The sequence below is a fragment of the Marinobacterium lacunae genome (assembly GCF_000705555.1).
In the GTDB taxonomy this organism is placed as follows: domain Bacteria; phylum Pseudomonadota; class Gammaproteobacteria; order Pseudomonadales; family Balneatricaceae; genus Marinobacterium_D; species Marinobacterium_D lacunae.
Genome location: NZ_JMQN01000036.1, coordinates 1 through 18,745, shown reverse-complemented (window position 1 = coordinate 18,745; position 18,745 = coordinate 1). Strand labels below are relative to the sequence as shown.

The 18,745-nt window shown below is 58.5% G+C and carries 20 protein-coding genes and 4 tRNA genes; 22 read left to right on the top strand and 2 right to left on the bottom strand.

Features of this window, described 5'->3' with window-relative positions:
- Positions 1-100: 100 nt before the first annotated feature.
- The 8 genes from ADIMK_RS11240 (at position 101) to ADIMK_RS11205 (ending at position 8,126) form a co-directional block, all read left to right on the top strand.
- Positions 101-754, top strand: coding sequence for a UPF0149 family protein (locus tag ADIMK_RS11240; RefSeq protein WP_156042893.1), 654 nt, complete (start codon positions 101-103; stop codon positions 752-754).
- Between the two features lie 28 nt (positions 755-782).
- Positions 783-2,117 carry a Xaa-Pro aminopeptidase gene (gene pepP / locus ADIMK_RS11235; RefSeq protein ID WP_036187926.1) on the top strand — a complete coding sequence of 445 codons (1,335 nt, stop codon included), beginning with the start codon at positions 783-785 and terminating at the stop codon, positions 2,115-2,117.
- Positions 2,118-2,120: 3 nt separating this feature from the next.
- On the top strand, positions 2,121-3,368 hold the full coding sequence (gene ubiH, locus ADIMK_RS11230) for a 2-octaprenyl-6-methoxyphenyl hydroxylase (protein WP_036187924.1): 1,248 nt from the start codon (positions 2,121-2,123) through the stop codon (positions 3,366-3,368).
- Positions 3,369-3,408: 40 nt separating this feature from the next.
- Positions 3,409-4,686 carry an FAD-dependent monooxygenase gene (locus ADIMK_RS11225; protein ID WP_051692876.1) on the top strand — a complete coding sequence of 426 codons (1,278 nt, stop codon included), beginning with the start codon at positions 3,409-3,411 and terminating at the stop codon, positions 4,684-4,686.
- A gap of 197 nt (positions 4,687-4,883) precedes the next feature.
- Positions 4,884-5,273, top strand: coding sequence for a glycine cleavage system protein GcvH (gcvH, locus tag ADIMK_RS11220; RefSeq protein ID WP_036187921.1), 390 nt, complete (start codon positions 4,884-4,886; stop codon positions 5,271-5,273).
- 77 nt (positions 5,274-5,350) lie between these two features.
- The gene (locus ADIMK_RS11215; protein ID WP_036187918.1) at positions 5,351-6,544 is read left to right on the top strand and encodes a class I SAM-dependent rRNA methyltransferase; all 1,194 of its coding nucleotides are present in this window, start codon (positions 5,351-5,353) and stop codon (positions 6,542-6,544) included.
- Positions 6,545-6,585: 41 nt separating this feature from the next.
- On the top strand, positions 6,586-7,623 hold the full coding sequence (locus ADIMK_RS11210) for an NADP(H)-dependent aldo-keto reductase (RefSeq protein WP_036187916.1): 1,038 nt from the start codon (positions 6,586-6,588) through the stop codon (positions 7,621-7,623).
- An 86-nt stretch (positions 7,624-7,709) separates the two neighbouring features.
- Positions 7,710-8,126, top strand: a complete 417-nt coding sequence (locus ADIMK_RS11205) for a CBS domain-containing protein (RefSeq protein WP_051692875.1) — start codon at positions 7,710-7,712, stop codon at positions 8,124-8,126.
- Positions 8,127-8,135: 9 nt separating this feature from the next.
- On the opposite strand, the gene ADIMK_RS11200 is transcribed toward ADIMK_RS11205, so the two are convergent.
- Entirely contained in the window at positions 8,136-8,792 is a 657-nt protein-coding gene (locus tag ADIMK_RS11200; protein WP_036187915.1) for a histidinol-phosphatase, read from the bottom strand.
- A 190-nt stretch (positions 8,793-8,982) separates the two neighbouring features.
- On the opposite strand from ADIMK_RS11200, the gene ADIMK_RS11195 reads away from it, so the two are divergent.
- Both ADIMK_RS11195 and ptsP read left to right on the top strand, forming a co-directional pair.
- Positions 8,983-9,477, top strand: coding sequence for an RNA pyrophosphohydrolase (locus tag ADIMK_RS11195; protein ID WP_036187912.1), 495 nt, complete (start codon positions 8,983-8,985; stop codon positions 9,475-9,477).
- Positions 9,478-9,508: 31 nt separating this feature from the next.
- Positions 9,509-11,803 carry a phosphoenolpyruvate--protein phosphotransferase gene (ptsP, locus tag ADIMK_RS11190; protein WP_036188306.1) on the top strand — a complete coding sequence of 765 codons (2,295 nt, stop codon included), beginning with the start codon at positions 9,509-9,511 and terminating at the stop codon, positions 11,801-11,803.
- 2 nt (positions 11,804-11,805) lie between these two features.
- Here ptsP and ADIMK_RS11185 read toward each other — a convergent pair whose 3' ends face one another.
- Entirely contained in the window at positions 11,806-12,564 is a 759-nt protein-coding gene (locus ADIMK_RS11185) for an NRDE family protein (protein ID WP_036187909.1), read from the bottom strand.
- Between the two features lie 106 nt (positions 12,565-12,670).
- On the opposite strand from ADIMK_RS11185, the gene ADIMK_RS11180 reads away from it, so the two are divergent.
- The 12 genes from ADIMK_RS11180 to ADIMK_RS11125 form a co-directional block, all read left to right on the top strand.
- Positions 12,671-13,480, top strand: coding sequence for a sulfite exporter TauE/SafE family protein (locus ADIMK_RS11180; protein WP_036187906.1), 810 nt, complete (start codon positions 12,671-12,673; stop codon positions 13,478-13,480).
- 5 nt (positions 13,481-13,485) lie between these two features.
- Positions 13,486-14,298: a prolipoprotein diacylglyceryl transferase gene (gene lgt / locus ADIMK_RS11175; protein ID WP_036187903.1), complete on the top strand. Its 813-nt coding sequence runs from the start codon at positions 13,486-13,488 to the stop codon at positions 14,296-14,298.
- Positions 14,299-14,337: 39 nt separating this feature from the next.
- Positions 14,338-15,180 (top strand): thymidylate synthase, encoded by an 843-nt coding sequence (locus ADIMK_RS11170; protein WP_036187901.1) that lies wholly within the window; start codon positions 14,338-14,340, stop codon positions 15,178-15,180.
- Positions 15,181-15,189: 9 nt separating this feature from the next.
- Positions 15,190-15,714 carry a dihydrofolate reductase gene (locus ADIMK_RS11165; RefSeq protein WP_036187899.1) on the top strand — a complete coding sequence of 175 codons (525 nt, stop codon included), beginning with the start codon at positions 15,190-15,192 and terminating at the stop codon, positions 15,712-15,714.
- Positions 15,711-16,682, top strand: a complete 972-nt coding sequence (gene birA / locus ADIMK_RS11160) for a bifunctional biotin--[acetyl-CoA-carboxylase] ligase/biotin operon repressor BirA (protein ID WP_036187897.1) — start codon at positions 15,711-15,713, stop codon at positions 16,680-16,682. Before ADIMK_RS11165 ends, birA begins: the two co-directional genes overlap by 4 nt.
- 8 nt (positions 16,683-16,690) lie before the next feature.
- Positions 16,691-17,410 (top strand): type III pantothenate kinase, encoded by a 720-nt coding sequence (locus ADIMK_RS11155; RefSeq protein WP_036187895.1) that lies wholly within the window; start codon positions 16,691-16,693, stop codon positions 17,408-17,410.
- A gap of 2 nt (positions 17,411-17,412) precedes the next feature.
- The gene (locus ADIMK_RS11150; RefSeq protein ID WP_036187890.1) at positions 17,413-18,042 is read left to right on the top strand and encodes a hypothetical protein; all 630 of its coding nucleotides are present in this window, start codon (positions 17,413-17,415) and stop codon (positions 18,040-18,042) included.
- Between the two features lie 36 nt (positions 18,043-18,078).
- Positions 18,079-18,154, top strand: a tRNA-Thr gene (locus ADIMK_RS11145).
- A gap of 21 nt (positions 18,155-18,175) precedes the next feature.
- Positions 18,176-18,259 (top strand) — tRNA-Tyr (locus tag ADIMK_RS11140).
- Positions 18,260-18,279: 20 nt separating this feature from the next.
- Positions 18,280-18,354, top strand: a tRNA-Gly gene (locus ADIMK_RS11135).
- Positions 18,355-18,364: 10 nt separating this feature from the next.
- Positions 18,365-18,439: transfer RNA gene (locus ADIMK_RS11130), tRNA-Thr, on the top strand.
- 86 nt (positions 18,440-18,525) lie between these two features.
- Positions 18,526-18,745: GTP-binding protein (locus tag ADIMK_RS11125; protein ID WP_036187879.1), on the top strand; the 220-nt coding region annotated here is incomplete at its 3' end.

Here is an 18,745-nt window from a genome sequence, read left to right as displayed (position 1 = left end):
GGGGGTCAATTGAGCGCCTCGAAGCGGCGTGCTCGCGTGGCCCTGATCTGGGCGAGATGCTAGCATAGGAACGATTCGACGGACGCAGCCTCAGACCCCGATGGCTGAATTGCGTTCCGTATCCCATACCCGATCACAAAACTATCCCGAGCCTATGACCCGCGAATCCGACACCGCCGTTGTCCTGCCCGATTTCGACCTTGTTGCCAATCTGCTGATAGAGGAGGGCGTGCTGGCGGTATCGCCTGCTGAGCTGCACGGCCTGCTTGCCGGACAACTGGCCGCTGGAGCCCGTTTCGATGCCGATACGCTGCTGCGAGTGTTGCAGGAGCTGATGGATGTCAGTGCGCTGAAAAACGAAGCTACTAAACTGGGCCTGCTTGAACTGTATCAGCGTACCCTTGCTCAGTACGAGTCAGACGATTTCGGTTTCGAACTGCTGGTGCCGGATGACGAGCAACTCCTGGTGCAGCGCGCCGAAGCATTGGGCAGCTGGTGTAATGGTTTTCTGAGCGGCTTTGGTCTGCACACCCGTAAGGAGCAAAAGCTGTCGACCGAAGCGCAGGAGGGGCTGCAGGATCTGGCTCAGATTGCGCAGATCGCCGCTGACAGCGATGCCGATTCCGATGAGGACGAGGCTGACCTGATGGAAGTGCAGGAATATGTACGCATGGCCGCCATGCTGATGTTCAACGAGTGCAACCGAGTGCCAGAGGATGAGGCGAAGCAGACACCGCCTCCGACTCTGCACTGATCCCGTACGAAAGGAGCCGATAGCGGATATGAAAATCAGTCAGCAATGTTATGCCGAGCGTCGCCGCCGTTTGCTTGAGCAGCTGCCCGAGGGCAGTGTCGCGCTGGTGGCTGGCGCTTCGCTGGCGACCCGCAACCGGGATGCTGAATACCCCTTTCGGCAGAACAGCGATTTCTACTATCTGACCGGGTTTAACGAGCCGGATGCGCTGTTACTGCTAAAGCCCGGACGCGAGGAGGGGCAGGTTGTTCTGTTCTGTCCACCGCGGGACCCGGCGATGGAGATCTGGACCGGTTACCGGGCAGGGCCTGAAGGTTGTGTCGAACGCTTCGGCGCTGATCAGGCGTTCAATCTCGACGCGCTGGATGAGCAGATGCCGGTACTGCTGGATGGTGCCCGCCGGCTTTACTACGCACTGGGTAGCGATGATGCGCTCGATAGCCGCGTACGGGGCTGGTTGAACGCCGTGCGCGCCAAGGCACGCTTGGGGGCCGAAGCACCTGAGGAGCTGGTGCTGCTGGATAACATTCTGCACGAAATGCGACTGTTCAAGGACGAAGAGGAGCTGATAATCATGCGCCGCGCGGCCCAGATATCGGCGCAGGCGCACTGCGAAGCGATGAAAAGCGCCGTTTCGGCCGGATTCGAATATCGGCTTGAGTCCACCATTGTGAACCACTGCATGAATGCCGGCGCACGTTTTCAGGCTTACAGCCCGATTGTCGGTGGCGGCGAAAACGCCTGCATCCTGCATTACATCGAAAACGATGCACCGCTGAATGATGGCGATCTGGTGTTGATCGATGCCGGTTGTGAGCTGGATTGCTACGCCAGCGACATCACCCGCACCTTTCCCGTTAACGGGCGCTTCAGCCCGGAACAGCGCGCGTTATACGAATTGGTGTTGAAGACCAACGAAGCCTGTATCGAGAGCATCCGGCCGGGACTGCCGTGGAACGAGGTGCATGACCTGTCGGTTCGGCTGCTGACCGAAGGGCTGGTTGAGCTAGGTCTACTCGACGGGGAGGTCGATGTTCTGATCGAGTCCGGTGCCTATAAAGAGTTTTACATGCACCGTATCGGTCATTGGCTGGGTATGGATGTGCATGATGTGGGTAACTACAAGGTCAATGGCCAGTGGCGTCCGCTGGAACCGGGTATGGTCATGACCGTGGAACCCGGTCTTTACGTATCGCCCACCAATGAGAGCGTCGAGCCACGCTGGCGCGGCATCGGTATCCGCATCGAGGACGACGTGGTGGTGACCGAGCAAGGGTGTGAAGTGCTCACTGTTGGTGTACCCAAGGCGGTTGCCGATATCGAGGCGCTGATGGCGCAATCCGGAGCTTCAGAGCGAGGCTGATAGATGCGTAACGAGTATGATGTGCTGATCGTCGGTGGCGGTATGGTCGGGGCCAGTCTGGCCTGCGCCCTGCTGCCGGTTGCGGCGCAGCTTGAACTACGAGTGGCTGTCGTCGAGGCGGAGGCGATGCCGAAGTCCGGTGAGCCGGTCTTCCAGCCGAGCTACGATGCGCGCTCCACCGCTCTGGCCTTTGGTGTTCGCGCGGCATTCGAGCGGATGGGCATCTGGGAGACGCTGGCTGAGCACCTGACGGCGATCGAACACATCCACGTATCCGACAAGGGGCATTTCGGCTCAACCCGGCTCGATGCCGAGCGCGAGCATGTTCCGGCGCTTGGCTATGTGGTGGAAAACCACTGGCTGGGTCAGGTCCTGCTCAGTCGCCTGCGTCAGGATGGCGCGCCCTGGGTCGACTTTATCTCCCCGGCCGAGGTGCTCGATCTGGATAATCGGGCTGAAGGCTGCAAGGTCCTGCTGCGCAAAGATGAGTGCGAGCACGCAATCAGCGCGGATCTGGTCGTCATGGCCGATGGCGGCCGCTCGGCCTTGAGAGAAAAAATCGGTATCGGCTATCGCCAGAGCAGCTATGAACAGCATGCGTTGGTGGCCAATGTCAGTCTTGATCGCCCCCACCGAAATATCGCTTACGAGCGTTTCACCGATACAGGGCCTATAGCGCTGCTGCCGGGTGAGGATCTGGATGGTCAGGCGCGGTGCGGTCTGGTCTGGACGCTGCCTGAAGGTCAGGTCGATGAGATTCTGGCGCTCGATGAGCGTGTGTTTCTTGAGCGTTTGCAACAGCGCTTCGGTTACCGGGCGGGTCGACTGGTTCGCGTGGGCGAACGTTATCACTATCCGCTCAAGCTGGTGTTGGCCGAAGAGCAGGTACGTGCGGGGCTTGTTGTGCTCGGTAATGCCGCCCATGCCCTGCATCCCATAGCCGGGCAGGGATTCAACCTGGCGTTCAGGGGGGTGACGGCGCTGGCCGATCTGATCATCCAGCGTTCCAGGGAGAGCTTGCCCTTAGGGGAACTTCAGGCCCTTCAGGCATTCGAGGAAGCCCGTCGGTCCGATCAGTTTCGTACCATTCAGTTCAGTGATCGCACCATGAAACTGTTTACCAGCGAGCAGCCCATGCTGACGCTGACGCGTGATATCGGGCTGGCGCTACTGGATGTCTGCCCGTTGGCCAAGACACTGTTGGCGCGGGCGGCGATGGGGTTGGATCAGCCTGCGCCGCATCTGCGCTGATCGTCAGACGATACGGATTGGTTTAGTAAGGGGAACGCGGATGGCATCGGGAGCAGAGGGCTCACTGGACAAAAGTGATGTAGTGATCGTCGGCGGCGGTATGGTGGGTGTGGCGCTGGCATGTGCGCTGGCACCCAGTGGCTTGTCGATCCGTATATTGGAGAGTCGTGAGGGGTCGCCTCAGGCGCTGATCGATGCCTTGCCGGCGCTCGCTGAGCAGGGTTTCGATCCCCGGGTCAGTGCGCTCACCTGCGCATCCCAGCAATTTCTCACCCATGTCGGTGCCTGGCCTAACATGCAGGCGTCCCGTGTCTGTCCCTATACCGATATGGATGTCTGGGACGGTCGCGGAACCGGTGCCATTCAATTCAGCGCTGCCGAGCTGCATGAGCCTTGTCTGGGCCATATCGTCGAGAATCGGGTGACTCTGGCTGCACTCTACTCGGTGATGCTCGAGAGCGAGAATATCCGGTTCGACGCGGGGGTCAAAATCGAGTCCGTTTCACCGCCCGATCAGCAGGGTAAACGGACGATCCGTCTTGCGGGGGCTCAATCGCTGGAGACGGCCCTGTTGGTGGGGGCCGATGGTGCCCAGTCCCGTATTCGTGCGTTGACCGGTATGGGGGCAACCGAGTGGGACTACGGCCATCATGCGATCGTGACCACCATTGAAACCGAGAAGCCCCACCGCTTTACCTGCTGGCAGCGGTTCACCGAAGATGGGCCGCTGGCTCTGCTGCCACTGGCCGATCCGTCCGAGCGCAAAATGTCGATTGTCTGGTCCACCTCTCCGGCTCACGCGCGTGAATTGATGGCGCTTGAGGATGAGGCGTTCTGTGCTGAGCTCGGCCATGCCTTCGAGTATCGTCTCGGCGAGGTGCGTGCCTGCGATACACGTTTTCTGCACCCTCTGAGGCAGCGTCATGCCCAGCGTTACGTGCAGTCCGGGCTTGCGCTGGTGGGCGATGCTGCACACACCATCCATCCGCTGGCGGGGCAGGGTGTCAATCTGGGGTTGCTGGATGCGGCCGCTCTTGCTGAGGTGCTGCTGGATGCCCGCGCACGCGGAGAGTCACCGGGTGATGAGCGCGTGCTGCGTCGTTATCAGCGCATGCGCCGGGCCGCTAATCTGCAGACAGCCGCGGCAATGGAAGGGTTTCGCCGGTTGTTCGATGATCTGCCCGCCCCTGTGCGTCTGCTGCGCTCGGGCGGCATGAGTCTGGTAAACCGAATGGCGCCGGTTAAGCAGCACTTGATGTTGATGGCGATGGGGCTGCGTGGGGACGTGCCTCGTCTGGCGCGCCGTGGCCTTTCATAGAGGTTGGGGTCACGATTGAACTGGTCCCGTTTTGCCGATACATTGTCGGCCTTTTCGCAGCGCGAGAGCCAGGCGGCGAATTCAGGGACGGGCGTCTAAACTGGTTGGACTGGTGCCGCTGACAGCGCTGCAGTAGTGTATTGGATGCGCGTGGGCGTGAAGGGTTTTTCCTGAAGTTGACGACTAAGGATCAGAAGATGAGCAATGTCCCGAGTGAATTGAAATATGTTGCCAGCCATGAGTGGATCCGCGATGAAGGTGAGGGTGTCGTCACCATCGGTATCACCGACCATGCGCAGGAACTGCTGGGTGATGTCGTATTCATTGAGTTACCTGAAGTGGGTGTCGAAATAGCGGCCGGTGATGAAACCGGTGTCGTCGAGTCGGTAAAAGCCGCCTCCGATGTATACGCTCCACTCAGTGGCAAGGTGATTGCAGTCAACGAAGACCTCGAAGAGGCGCCTGAGCTGGTCAATAGCGACCCCTACGGCGATGGCTGGTTCTTCCAGATCAAGCTCAGTGATGCCGAAGAGCTGGATGATCTGCTGGACGCCGATACCTACAGCGAGCAGTGCGAAGCCGAATAGGGCTGAATCGTACTCGCTGATCCCTCTTATATCTGTCCCGGCGATGTCGGGACAGTCATCCTACCGAAACGACCGTTATGACTTTTAAACCTCTGGTGCTTCAGGCCAACGCGGACCGTCGTCTGCGTGCGGGCCACCTTTGGATCTACAGCAACGAAGTGGATAACCAGCGTTCGCCGCTGAAAGCGTTTGAGCCGGGTGAGCAGGTGCAGGTGCTCAATGCGCGTGGCAAATCGCTCGGGCTCGCCTACGTGAACCCCAATACGCTGATATGTGCCCGCTTGATCAGTCGTGACGATCATCCGCTGGATCGCTCGTTACTGGTGCACCGGATCAAGGTGGCGGCGTCGCTGCGTGAAGCCCAGTTCGACCAGCCCTGCTATCGACTGGTGTTCGGCGACTCCGATGGCCTGCCGGGTCTGGTGATTGATCGTTTTTTCGATATTTTTGTCGTGCAGATCTCCACCGCGGGCATGGAGCGCGTGCAGGATCAGGTGGTCGATGCCTTGAACAAGGTTTTCAAGCCTGCGGCAATCGTGTTGCGCAATGACAGCAAGATGCGCTCGATAGAGGGGCTGGAAACCTACGTTGAAGTGGTTCAGGGCGAGGTGCCCGAGCTGGTGCCGTTGGTGGAAAACGGTGTTCAGTTGCTGGCGCCGGTACTGACCGGGCAGAAGACGGGCTGGTTCTACGATCACCGTGAAAATCGCGCACGCATGCAGACGATGGTCAAGGGCAAGCGTGTCCTCGATCTGTTCAGTTATGTCGGTGGCTGGGGTGCCCAGGCACTGGCTGCGGGCGCGCAAGAGGTGTTTTGTCTGGATGCCTCGGCAGGTGCCCTTGAAGTGGCGGCCGAGAATGCGCGAATTAACGATGCCGAAAGCCGCTTCCGTGCCCTGCAGGGCGATGCGTTCGATCTGTGTAAGGCGATGGTCGCCGAGAAGGAGCGCTTCGATGTGGTAATCGTCGATCCGCCGGCGTTTATCCAGAAGCGCAAGGATGTGAAAAACGGTGAGCGGGCTTACGGCCGGATCAACAATTTCGCGATGCGGCTGCTCGCGAAGGACGGCATGCTGGTATCGGCTTCCTGCTCAATGCACCTGCAGCGCGAACGTTTAGTGGATATGCTCAGGGCCAACAGCCGTGAGCTTGACCGCAACGCGCAGATATTCGCACAGGGATATCAGGGGGCCGACCATCCGATCCATCCGGCGATCCCGGAGACGGAATATCTCAAAGCGTATTTTCTGCGCATCCTGCCGGCCAGCTGATAGCGGCCGGTTAACCCAGCCCAGAGAGAAGGAGAGGGAGTATGGAGTACAAGAAACTGGGACGATCAGACCTGAATGTGAGTCGGATTGCCCTGGGTACCATGACATTCGGGCGCACCAACACCGAGGCTGAGTCTTTCGAGCAGATGGACTACGCCTTGGCGCAGGGCATCAACCTGTTCGACGCTGCGGAGATGTACCCCGTTCCCACCGATCCGAAGTATCAGGGCAATACCGAACGCTACATCGGCAACTGGCTGAAGGCGAGGGGTACACGAGATAAGGTCGTGATTGCCACCAAGGCGGCCGGTCCCGGTGAGCAGGTCAGCTACATTCGTCCCGATCTGCATTTCGATCGCGCCAATCTGCGCAAGGCTGTCGAGGATTCGCTGAGCCGCTTGCAGACCGATTACATCGATCTCTATCAGCTGCACTGGCCGGATCGCTCGACCAACATGTTTGGTCGTCTCGGTTACGAACACAAGCCTGAGAGTGACGGCACGCCGATTCTGGAGACGCTGCAAGTGCTCAAGGAGCTGGTTGACGAAGGCAAGATCCGACATGTCGGTCTGTCCAACGAAACCGCTTGGGGGACCATGAAGTTCCTGCAGCTGTCCGAGCTGCATAATCTTCCACGACCGGTGTCAGTACAGAATCCGTATAACCTGCTCAACCGCTCTCTGGAGGTTGGCCTGTCGGAGGTGATGCTGCGTGAACAGGTGGATCTGCTGGCCTACTCGCCGATGGCATTCGGTGTGCTGAGCGGCAAGTATCTTGGCGGTGTACGCCCGGAAGGCTCACGCCTTGAGCAGTTCCCCCAGTTTGCACGCTACATGACCGACTCGGGCCTGGAAGCGACTGAAGCTTATGTCGATCTGGCCAAGCGTGTGGGAATGGAACCGGCCATGCTGGCGCTGGCGTTCGTAAACAGCAGGGACTTCCTGGGCTCGAATATCATCGGTGCGACACGCATGGAGCAGCTCAAGGCCGATATCGCCTCACTGGAGGTGCGTTTGAGTGCCGATCTACTCGCTGAAATTGAAGCGATTCATCGGCGTTATACCTACCCGTGTCCCTGATCAACTATTTCATGCGCTGACAGGAAAAAGCCGCGATCCTCTGCCACACTTTAGCTGCCGGGACACTAAAGAGGAGGGTGGATCGCATGCTACTTCAGAAGCAGGTGCGCGACTTGATGTTGCCTGTCGCGCGACCATTGACCGGCCAGATGGCGCTATCCGATGCGGTGGGGCTGATACTGGCCTCGGGTCAAATGGGGCTTCCCGTCATCGATGACCGTCACGCCGTGATCGGGTTTCTGTCCGAACATGACTGCCTGCGTTATCTGGTCAGCAGCAGCTACTACTGCGACAGTCGTATACAGGTGGCCGATATCATGCATCCGGATCCGCTGTGCGTAACTCCGGGCGATAGCGTGCTGGAGCTTGCCCAGCAGATGAGCAAGGTCAAACCGAAGAACTATCCGGTTGTGGAGCGTGGCAAGCTTGTTGGCCTGATCACACGTCGTCAGGTGATGACCGAACTCAACCGCATGTTGCGCGAATGCAAGGTGGCGATCTGAGTCGGTTGATCAGACTCGCAGGTCGAGAATCGGCCAATTGCGCTCGGTAGCGACTTCGCGCAGCCTGTCATCAGGGTTGACGGCATATGGCCGCTCCACCTGCTCCAGCAGGGGGAGGTCGTTGTGCGAATCGCTGTAGAAACTGCTGCCTGCCAGTGTATAGCCCGTCTCTTCAAGCCACGCATTGAGACGCACCACTTTGCCGCCCTGGAAGCAGGGGGTACCCGCTACGCGACCGGTAAAGCGATCACCCACCCGTTCGGGTTCGGTCGCCAGAAGTCCGTCAACGCCGAGGCGCGCGGCAATCGGTGCCGTGACGAAGCTGTTGGTTGCAGTGATGATCAGCAGGTAATCCCCGGCCTGCCGGTGTTGCTCAAGCAGCGCCTGAGCCGCTGGCAGCATCATCGGTTCTATACACTCCTGCATGAACTCGTCGTGCCAGCTCTGAAGTTGTTCAGGGGCGTGGTTGGCCAGTGGGCGCAGCGCAAAATTCAGAAATTCGTGAATATCCAGCGCACCGCTCTGGTACTGGCGGAAGAAGTGGTCGTTGGCGGCCCGGTATTCGGCCTCGTCAACGATGCCGCGCTGGCAGAGAAACTCCCCCCACGCGTGATCGCTATCGCCATTGATGAGGGTGTTGTCGAGATCGAAGATGGCTAAACGCACGTGCTGGAACCCCGTAATAGTCGCTCTGAGACAGGCTTGGATCAATTGGGAAGGCTAGGATAGAGGCTGGCGCGCCGCCATGCAAACAGCGCTTGCGCTGCGTTTCGCGCCAAGCTGGCAGGCTATTTGCTCGGCTCGGGATCTATGGAACAATAGCTGCATATTACTATAGTTATTTCGGGATTGAGATTTGATCGATTCAGATGGGTTCAGACCGAATGTCGGTATCATTCTGGTCAACGATCTGGGTCAGGTGCTTTGGGCAAGGCGCATCGGGCAAGATGCCTGGCAGTTTCCGCAGGGGGGAATTCAGGGCCGTGAAACCCCCGAGCAGGCTATGTTTCGTGAGCTGAATGAGGAGATCGGGTTATCGCCTAAGGATGTTGAAATTCTCGCGGTGACACGAGGCTGGTTGCGCTACCGGCTACCCAAACGCATGATCCGGCGCCATTCGCACCCTGTGTGCGTTGGCCAGAAACAAAAGTGGTTTCTCTTGCGCATGCTCAGTCATGACAGTGCAGTGAGAATAGATGAAACTGATTCGCCGGAGTTCGATGGTTGGCGTTGGGTCAGTTATTGGTATCCTCTGGGGCAGGTGGTGTCCTTTAAACGAGAGGTATACCGCAAAGCATTAAGAGAATTATCGCCGAAGCTGGTGCGTGTGCAGTCGGTTTCAGAGCGTTAAGACAGATTAAGGGGCTGTGTAGATGGCGGCGATGTTGAATGTGCTGCGCAAGATCGTACAGGAAGTCAGCGCGGCTCCGGATCTGGAGTCCGTGCTTGATCTTACGGTCAGGCGTATCCAGCGCGCCATGCATACGCAAGTCTGCTCAATCTATCTGCTTGATACGATCTCCCAGCGGTATGTACTGATGGCCACACAAGGGCTGAATCCCGAGTCGGTCGGGGTCGTCAGCCTTTCACCAACCGAGGGCGTGGTCGGTCTGGTCGGTCAGCGCGCAGAGCCGATCAATCTGGAAGATGCCTCGGTGCATCCTTCCTACATCTATCTCCAGTCGACTGGTGAAGAGCGATATCACGCGTTTCTGGGCGTGCCGATCATTCATCAGGGCGAGGTCCTTGGCGTACTGGTCGTGCAGCAGTTCGAGCGTCGCCGCTTCGATGAATCAGAAGAAGCGTTTCTGATTACGGTGTCGGCTCAGCTGGCCGGCGTCATAGCTCATGCCGAGGCGACTGGCTCCATTCAGCCGGTCGGGAACCATAGTGGCGGTGGTGCACCCCTGCCTGAGGATCGCCGTTTCAGCGGCGTTGCAGGTGCGCCGGGCGTGGCAGTCGGACAGGTATTTGTGGCGACGCTGCCTGCTGATCTTGAAGGTGTGCCCGACAAGCCGGCGCGGGATATCGATCTCGAGCTTGAGAAGTTCACCACTGCGCTGGAAGCGGTACGCAACGAGATTCGTGAGGTCAGCCGAATGCTGGCTCAACGTCTGCGCAGTGATGAGCAGGCGTTGTTCGATGTCTATATGCGGATGCTCGAGGATAATGCTCTGGCCGGTCAGGTGGCCGAGCGTATCCGTGCCGGAAACTGGGCGCAGGGCGCGCTCAGGGAGGTGGTGGATGAGCATGTGCGCCAGTTCTCCTCCATGGAAGACCCCTACCTGCGTGAACGTGCCACCGATATTCGCGATCTGGGTCGCAGGGTCCTCAGTCATCTGCAGGAAAACGCCGGCTCAGGCGAGGTGGAGTTCCCCGACAATACGATTCTGGTTGCCGACGATCTTTCACCGACCATGCTGGGTTTGGTGCCGGAGGACAAGCTGGTCGGACTCGTCTCTGTCAGTGGATCGGGCAACTCTCATGCCGCGATTCTGGCCCGATCCATGGGTATACCGACCGCCATGGGGGTCGTCGATCTGCCCTTTACCCGCCTTGAGGGGCGGGACATGATTCTCGATGGGTACACGGGACGCGTCTATGTAAACCCGTCGGAGGATCTGAAGAATGCCTTTCGCGAGATACTGCGCGAAGAGCAGATGATCGCGGCGGGGCTTGAAACTTTGAAGGATCTGCCTGCCCAGACCACCGACGGCTATCGCATGCCGCTGTGGGTCAATACCGGTCTGGTCAGCGATGTGGAGCGCTCGCTTGAGCGCGGTGCCGAGGGCATCGGTCTGTATCGAACCGAGATCCCCTTCATGACCCGAGACTTTTTCCCCAGCGAGCAGGAGCAGCTGAAGATCTATCGTCGCCAGCTTGAGGCATTCGCGCCGCGGCCGGTAACGATGAGAACGCTGGATATCGGCGGCGACAAGTCACTGCCCTATTTCCCGATTGAAGAGGAAAACCCTTTCCTGGGCTGGCGTGGCATTCGCGTGACGCTTGATCACCCCGAAATCTTTTTGGTGCAGGTGCGGGCCATGCTGCGCGCCGCTCAGGGGTTCAACAATCTGCGTATCATGCTGCCGATGGTCACCAGTATGCATGAGATCGAGGAGGCCAGTGCCCAGATCGATCGTGCTGTGCGTGAGTTGCAGGAGGAGGGGCTCGATGTCGAGAGGCCACCAGTCGGCATCATGGTGGAGGTTCCAGCGGCGGTCTATCTGACACGACGCTTTGCACGCAAGGTGGACTTTATTTCGGTGGGTTCAAACGACCTTACGCAATATCTGCTGGCGGTGGATCGAAACAACCCTCGGGTGGCAGACCTCTATGCGCCTTATCACCCGGCTGTGTTAAAAGTGCTGCATTTCGTCGCGCAGGAGGTGCGAAAGGAGCACAAGCCGGTGTCGATCTGTGGCGAGATGGCCTCGGACCCGGGCGGAGCGTTGCTACTGATGGCTATGGGGTACGACGTATTATCGATGAACTCCAATAACCTGCCCAAGGTGAAATCTGCCATTCGCGGTACCAGTCTGGCAAAGGCGAACGCGCTGTTGCAGCGGGTCATGCGCATGGACGACGCCGACGCTATCCATCAATACCTGAGAGCCTCGTTGAAAAGCATGGGGCTTGGGAATCTTACGCGGCCGGCGTTGCCCGGCCGTGACTGAGGTTATACACCCAGCGGTTTTATCCACAGCGTGAAGTCGGTTCGGCCGATTGGGCCTGATCTGTCCATGCGTTGTTCGACAATGCGGGTAAGGCCGCTCTTGGCCTGCATGATCAGTGTTGTGGCCCGGGTGCCGTAATTGGGGCTGCGGATCAGGCAGCTCGAGAGCATTTTTTCCTTGTCGTGCGGAATGCCGGTGTCCGGTAATTGGCTGTCCTGTGCAGGAGACTCATCGGCCAGCACGCTCACCAGCGCTTCAGTATCCAGGCTTGGGCTGCTCAGCGTTTTGGCCATCAGCTGGCGCGCCAAACGCGTTTTCGGCCATTCGCTCTCCAGAAGTGCATTGCTCAGGGTGTGTATGCCATTGCCCAGTCGTTCCAGCTGCCCGCCGCGGTTGCCGCTGTAGTACAAGCCGTTGTGGTCTCCACGAATCAGGTTGTAGCCAGAGGTGACGTCGTCCGGTGGGCGGTACTCCGCTGCAGGCGTCTCGTTCAGAAGGTAGTGGGCGACCAGTTGTCCACGGGAGGCGCCGGGACGATAGGGTTCGCGGCCATCGCGATAGTTGGTCAGCGCCGCGAAGCGTCCATTGCGGTTGAAGCCCATCCAGGTACCGCCGGCTTCCAGGTCACGGCCGCCAATGATTGGTGCGTCCGGCCAGAACCCCAGTGCGCGGGTCGGGCGGGCGTAAAATTCATCCCGGTTCGCAACCAGTAGTAGTGGCCAGTCAGGGTGTTGATTAACGGCAATAACGATCAGGCACATATCGTTGGGCTCCAGCCGGCTTCTTGTCCATGAGCGCGTGCGGGGATGTTCACTCACTCCCTTAAGCCCTACTATAGTGCACTTTTCTGCTGACGGGACAGGACGGATGCTGCTTACGTTTGCGCTCTATCTCTTGCTCGGTGCGATAGCCGGCTTCGTCGCCGGGCTGTTTGGTATCGGCGGAGGGCTGTTGATCGTACCGGTGTTGATATTCACATTTGGCCTGCAAGGTATGGCGCCGGAGGTTTTGACTCATGCGGCGGTGGCCACATCACTTGGCACCATCGTGTTCACCTCCATAGCCTCGGTGCGTGCACATCATCAAAAGGGCGCTGTGCGCTGGAACCTTTTTCCCTACTTGTCGGTCGGTATTCTGGCTGGAGCGCTGGGCGGTGTCTGGATAGCCGGCGCGCTGAGTGGGTCGGTGCTTCAGTTGCTGTTTGGTTGCTTCACGCTGACTGTTGCCGCGCAGATGATATTTGATCTGCGGCCCAGCGCCGGTGGCCGGGACCCGGCGACGCCTGAGCTTGCTGTAGCCGGTGGTCTGGTCGGTTGCGCATCGGCGATTTTCGGTATCGGCGGCGGTACCCTGACCGTTCCTTATCTGCATTGGCGTCGGTCGAGCATGCAGCAGGCGGTGGCGACATCGGCGGCCTGCGGATTACCAATCGCGCTGGTCGGTGCGCTTGGGAATATCTGGACGGGCTGGGATGTGCCGCAGATGCCGGGTTGGCATCTGGGATATATCTATCTGCCAGCGTTGATCGGCATCGTGCTGACCAGTTCCTTCGCGGCGCGTTTTGGTGCCCGTTTGGCGCACAGCCTACCTCAGCGCAGATTGAAGGTCGTGTTTGCAATGCTGTTGACCGTGGTCGGTCTGCGCTTTCTGTTGATTAATCTGTTTTCGAGGATGTAAATAACGTGTGGGTGCATGATATCAATCCGTTGGCGCTGGATCTGGGGCCGCTCAAGGTGCATTGGTACGGCTTGATGTATCTGGTTGGCTTTGCGTCGGCGTGGGCTTTGGGTGGTTGGCGGGCACGTCAGCCGGGCTCCGGCTGGACCGAACAGCAGGTCTCGGATCTCGTGTTCTGGGGGGCTTTGGGCGTCATTCTCGGTGGTCGGTTTGGTTATGTTCTATTCTATCACTTCGACTATTTCGTTGATGACCCGCTTTGGCTGTTTGCCATATGGGAAGGAGGAATGTCTTTCCATGGCGGGCTTATCGGTGTGTTGGTTGCCATCGCCTGGTTCTCCCACCAGCACGGCAAGCGCTTCTTTGAGTTAAGTGATTTTGTCGCACCCTTGATCCCGATTGGCCTGGGCGCTGGACGGATCGGCAACTTTATTGGCGGAGAGTTGTGGGGGCGTCCTACCGATCAGACTTGGGGCGTTATCTTTCCCCGCGCGGCCGATGGTTTGGGGCGTCACCCCTCGCAATTGTACGAAGCGGCCCTTGAGGGGGTGGTGATGTTTGCCATTCTCTGGTGGTACTCGGCGAAGCCGCGGCCACGCATGGCAGTATCGGGACTGTTTTTGCTTCTGTATGGAGTGTTCCGATCCGCAGTCGAGTTCTTCCGCGAGCCCGACGCGCATCTGGGATTCCTGGCATTTCACTGGTTGACCATGGGGCAACTGCTGTCGCTGCCGATGATCCTGGTCGGTGTGCTGCTGATGGCATGGGCCTACAGCAGAGGACAATCGAGCGGTGCGTCAGGCACGCTAAAACGTTAAAGTATGGGTTTCCTCCGGTATTAGAGACGAAAAAGCAGTATGCAACAGTATCTCGATCTGATGCGTGAGATCGCCGAGCAGGGCGTCGATAAGGGTGATCGCACCGGCACCGGTACCCGCTCATTGTTCGGGCGTCAGCTCCGGTTTGACCTCAGTCGCGGCTTTCCGTTGTTGACCACCAAGCGGGTGCATCTGAAGTCCATCATCTATGAGCTGCTCTGGTTTCTCTCGGGTAGCACCGATAACAACTGGCTAAACGAGCGGGGAGTCACAATCTGGGATGAGTGGGCGCTGGAGAACGGCGATCTCGGTCCTATTTATGGCAAGCAATGGCGCTCATGGGCGTGCCCGGATGGGCGTACCGTCGACCAGTTGTCTGAACTGCTGGCGCAGATACGGCGTAACCCCGATTCGCGACGGCTGATTGTCAGTGGATGGAACCCGGCTGATCTGCCGGACGAGTCGGTCAGTCCCCAGGATAACGTGCGCAACGGCAAAGCCGCATTGCCGCCCTGTCACACGCTGTTTCAGTTTTACGTGGCCAACGGGCGCCTGAGCTGTCAGCTCTATCAGCGCAGTGCCGACTATTTCCTGGGTGTGCCGTTCAATATCGCCAGTTACGCACTGCTGACGCACATGGTTGCGCAGCAATGTGATCTTGAAGTGGGTGACTTTGTGCACACCTTTGGCGACCTTCACTTGTATGCCAATCACCTCAGTGATGAATCGATCGTCGCTGAGCAGCTCTCGCGCACGCCGCGGGCACTGCCGCAGTTGAAGATCAGGCGTAAACCTGCGTCGCTATTTGAATATGAGTTCGAGGATTTCGAGATCGAAGGTTACGATCCGTATCCGGTCATCCGTGCACCCATAGCGATCTGAGGAGACTCCATGCGTGTGGCTGTAATAGTGGCTCAGGCTGAAAACCGGGTCATTGGCAGTGAAAACAGGCTGCCCTGGCATCTTCCCGAGGATTTGCGGTATTTCAAGCAGGTCACCATGGGTAAACCGATCATCATGGGGCGCAAAACCTTTGAGTCGATTGGTCGGCCGTTGCCAGGTCGGTGCAATATCGTGATCACCCGTGACGCTAGCTGGAGTGCTCCAGGTGTGGTTGTGGTGTCCTCGCCGGAAGAAGCTATCGAACGCGCCTCTGCACAGGCTGAAATCGATGGAGTGGATGAGGCGATGGTGATCGGCGGCGCTGAGATTTATCGCCAGATGCTTCCGCTATCCGACCGGCTCTACCTGACGCAGGTTCATGCCGACGTTGAGGGTGATGCCCGTTTCCCGGAATTCGATCTCGCTCAGTGGCGTGAGCTGGGGCGAGAGGATTTCGCGGCCTCGGAGAATAATCCCTACAACTATAGCTTTATAGTGCTGCAGCGTGCAGCTCAAGAGGGTGTGCGCGGATGACGATGGGAAAGCTGCTGACTCTGCTCAGTGACGGTGCGTTTCATTCGGGCCGGGAGCTTGGGGAGCAGCTGGGCATCAGTCGGTCTGCTGTATGGAAACAGATTCAGCGCCTTGAAACGCTGGGTGTTGAGGTCTACAGCGTCAAGGGACGCGGCTACCGGATACCCTCGGGGTTGGACCTGCTTGATCAGGAGCGCTTTTCGCAAGCGTTGTCGCCAGAGGCAAGAGGGCGGCTTGAGCAGCTGGTGTTCGAGCGAGAGGTATCCTCTACGAACGTGCTGGCGCTGGAGGCGCTCAAGTCTGGAGCACGTAACGGGCTGTTCGCGGCGGAGTACCAGAGTCAGGGACGTGGCCGAAGGGGGCGTGAGTGGGTCAGTCCCTATGCGGCGAACCTGTGTTTCTCGCTGGCTTGGCGTTTTTCGGCGGGACTTGCCGCTCTTGAGGGGTTGAGTCTGAGTGTGGGCCTTGCGCTGCGCGAAGGATTGCAGCGTCTGGGTGTCGACGATGTGCAATTGAAGTGGCCCAACGACCTGCTTAGCCAGGGGCGCAAGCTCGGCGGTATTCTGGTCGAGATAAGCGGCGATGCCGCTGGCGAATGTGAGGTGGTGATCGGGGTCGGTATCAATGTATCGATGCCTGCCGCCCAGTTGGAGCAGATTGGGCAGCCCTGTATAGATGTAGCAGGGTTGGTGTCTGGTCACCCCGGGCGCAATGTGTTGCTGGCGACGTTGGTAGAGTCACTGTTGCAGACGCTGGATCGGTTCGAGTGTCAGGGGTTTGCAGTGATGAAAGATCAGTGGCAGCAGGCAAATGCACATCGGGATGCGCCGGTGCGCCTGATCAGTGGCAGTCACGAGGTGGAAGGCATCTGTCGTGGTGTCGATGATCGCGGTGCCCTGTTGCTTGAGTCCGATGGCCGGCTTCAGGCGTATTATGGCGGCGAAATCAGCGTGCGTGCCCAAGCGTGAGCTTCTGAATGATTCTAGAGATCGATGTTGGCAATACCTTCCTGAAATGGCGCATAACGGCGTCCTGCGGTGCGCTTGTGTCGAGTGGGCGGGTCGGAAGTCGCGACGCGTTTGATACGTTGGCACTGGAGTGGGTGGGGCCCATTGAAACTGTGCGTGTCGGATCCGTTGCATCTGATGATGTTAATTCCCGTTTAAATGCGCTGATCGAAAGCGCGGGTCTTCCGAAGCCGCTCTTTGCTGCCGCCGCACGTTCAGCTGCCGGTGTTCTCAACAGTTATTCCAACCCCGAAGCGATGGGTGTAGATCGCTGGTTGGCGATGTTGGCAGCCTGGCGGCGTGTCGGTGGAGCCTGTTGTGTGGTTGATTGCGGTAGCGCGATCACGATCGATTACCTGTCGGGTGCAGGCCATCATGTGGGGGGGTATATCCTGCCCGGCATGAGATTGCTTCAGCAGGCCTTGTTGGGTAATACGGCGCGGGTGTTCGTTGATCGACCGGTGAGTGCTTTTGATTCTTCGCCCGGCTGCAATACCAGCGATGCAGTAACTCATGGTGCGGACTTTCTATTCGAAGCAATACAGTTGCGTGTCAGACACAGTCTTCCATCAGGGGCGCAGCTGCTGGTGACGGGGGGTGACGGAGAGCTCTTTCAGCATCTGATGGGGGAGGGTGAGTGGGTACCTGACCTTGTCCTGGATGGTCTGGTTCTGGCGGTGGGGGAGTAACCGTGTTGCGTTGGCTTTTCCTGTTGCTGCTGTTGGCCAATACCCTGCTGTTCTTCTGGTATGCACAGCAACACGCTGCCACCCCTAAATGGGCTGGTTCGGAGCGTCCAGGGGTGGGGCTGCGCCTGCTCTCCGAGTTGGAGCCTGGTGAGGTGTTGCCCGCGCGGGAGAGGCTTTGTCTGCTTTATGCGCCCTTGAATTCTCGTTATGAGGCGCAGCGTCTGATGTCGGTGTTGGCATCCGAGCCGGTTGGTACAGAGGTGGTCAGTTTACCTCCGGCTGTCATTGGGTGGCAGCTGGTGTTGCCGCTGCCTGCCGATGCGTCTGAGCGTATAGCGTTACTGGATGCGCTGGCCGTTCAGGGGTGGGTGCCTGAAAGTCGCGGTGGGCAGTTGTCGTTCGGTCGCTTTGCTGATCGTGCCGCGCTGGATGAAGTTCGTACGGGTCTGCCGACCGCGTTGCGTGGCAAAGTGAGGGTCGAGCAGATTCGGGCTGAAGATTCCGCTTGGGCGGTGCGTGTTACCCATTTGGCTGGTTATGAAATATCCAGTGAAATCAATCAGCTGATCGCTGCAAGCTGGCCTGGAATAAAAATTGAAAAAAATGATTGTGAGGGGGTTGCAAGCCCTTAAGTCGATCAGTAAGATACGCCCCACTTCGTTGCCAAGGCCGGTATAGCTCAGTTGGTAGAGCAACTGACTTGTAATCAGTAGGTCCGGGGTTCGACTCCTCGTGCCGGCACCAGTTGAATAAGCGAAGTGATGTGGTGGGATTCCCGAGTGGCCAAAGGGATCAGACTGTAAATCTGACGCGCGAGCTTCGGTGGTTCGAATCCACCTCCCACCACCATCAAAAGTCAGCTGGTATTGGCGGGTATGGTATAGTGGCTATTACCTCAGCCTTCCAAGCTGAAGAGGCGGGTTCGATTCCCGCTACCCGCTCCAATCACGTTGTGCTCATGTAGCTCAGGGGTAGAGCACACCCTTGGTAAGGGTGAGGTCGGCGGTTCAAATCCGCCCATGAGCTCCATATTAAGAAGGGTAGATATAGTGATATGTCTACCCTTTTTCGTATTTGGCGACTCTGGCATCAATCGAACAGGTTGGGAATTCAAAATGGCTAAGCAATCATTTGAACGTAACAAGCCGCACGTCAACGTCGGCACCATCGGTCACGTTGACCACGGCAAAACCACCCTGACTGCGGCGCTGACCCGCGTATGTTCAGAAGTATGGGGCGGCGCAGCCGTTGCTTTTGATGGTATCGACAAGGCACCGGAAGAGCGTGAGCGCGGTATCACCATCAACACCTCGCACGTAGAGTACGAGTCTCCGA

Coding starts and splice junctions, on each gene's coding strand:
- ADIMK_RS11240 (WP_156042893.1), top strand. CDS start 101: ATGGCTGAATTGCGTTCCGTATCCCATACCCGATCACAAAACTATCCC.
- pepP (WP_036187926.1), top strand. CDS start 783: ATGAAAATCAGTCAGCAATGTTATGCCGAGCGTCGCCGCCGTTTGCTT.
- ubiH (WP_036187924.1), top strand. CDS start 2,121: ATGCGTAACGAGTATGATGTGCTGATCGTCGGTGGCGGTATGGTCGGG.
- ADIMK_RS11225 (WP_051692876.1), top strand. CDS start 3,409: ATGGCATCGGGAGCAGAGGGCTCACTGGACAAAAGTGATGTAGTGATC.
- gcvH (WP_036187921.1), top strand. CDS start 4,884: ATGAGCAATGTCCCGAGTGAATTGAAATATGTTGCCAGCCATGAGTGG.
- ADIMK_RS11215 (WP_036187918.1), top strand. CDS start 5,351: ATGACTTTTAAACCTCTGGTGCTTCAGGCCAACGCGGACCGTCGTCTG.
- ADIMK_RS11210 (WP_036187916.1), top strand. CDS start 6,586: ATGGAGTACAAGAAACTGGGACGATCAGACCTGAATGTGAGTCGGATT.
- ADIMK_RS11205 (WP_051692875.1), top strand. CDS start 7,710: ATGCTACTTCAGAAGCAGGTGCGCGACTTGATGTTGCCTGTCGCGCGA.
- ptsP (WP_036188306.1), top strand. CDS start 9,509: ATGTTGAATGTGCTGCGCAAGATCGTACAGGAAGTCAGCGCGGCTCCG.
- ADIMK_RS11185 (WP_036187909.1), bottom strand. CDS start 12,564: ATGTGCCTGATCGTTATTGCCGTTAATCAACACCCTGACTGGCCACTA.
- ADIMK_RS11180 (WP_036187906.1), top strand. CDS start 12,671: ATGCTGCTTACGTTTGCGCTCTATCTCTTGCTCGGTGCGATAGCCGGC.
- ADIMK_RS11170 (WP_036187901.1), top strand. CDS start 14,338: ATGCAACAGTATCTCGATCTGATGCGTGAGATCGCCGAGCAGGGCGTC.
- ADIMK_RS11165 (WP_036187899.1), top strand. CDS start 15,190: ATGCGTGTGGCTGTAATAGTGGCTCAGGCTGAAAACCGGGTCATTGGC.
- birA (WP_036187897.1), top strand. CDS start 15,711: ATGACGATGGGAAAGCTGCTGACTCTGCTCAGTGACGGTGCGTTTCAT.
- ADIMK_RS11155 (WP_036187895.1), top strand. CDS start 16,691: ATGATTCTAGAGATCGATGTTGGCAATACCTTCCTGAAATGGCGCATA.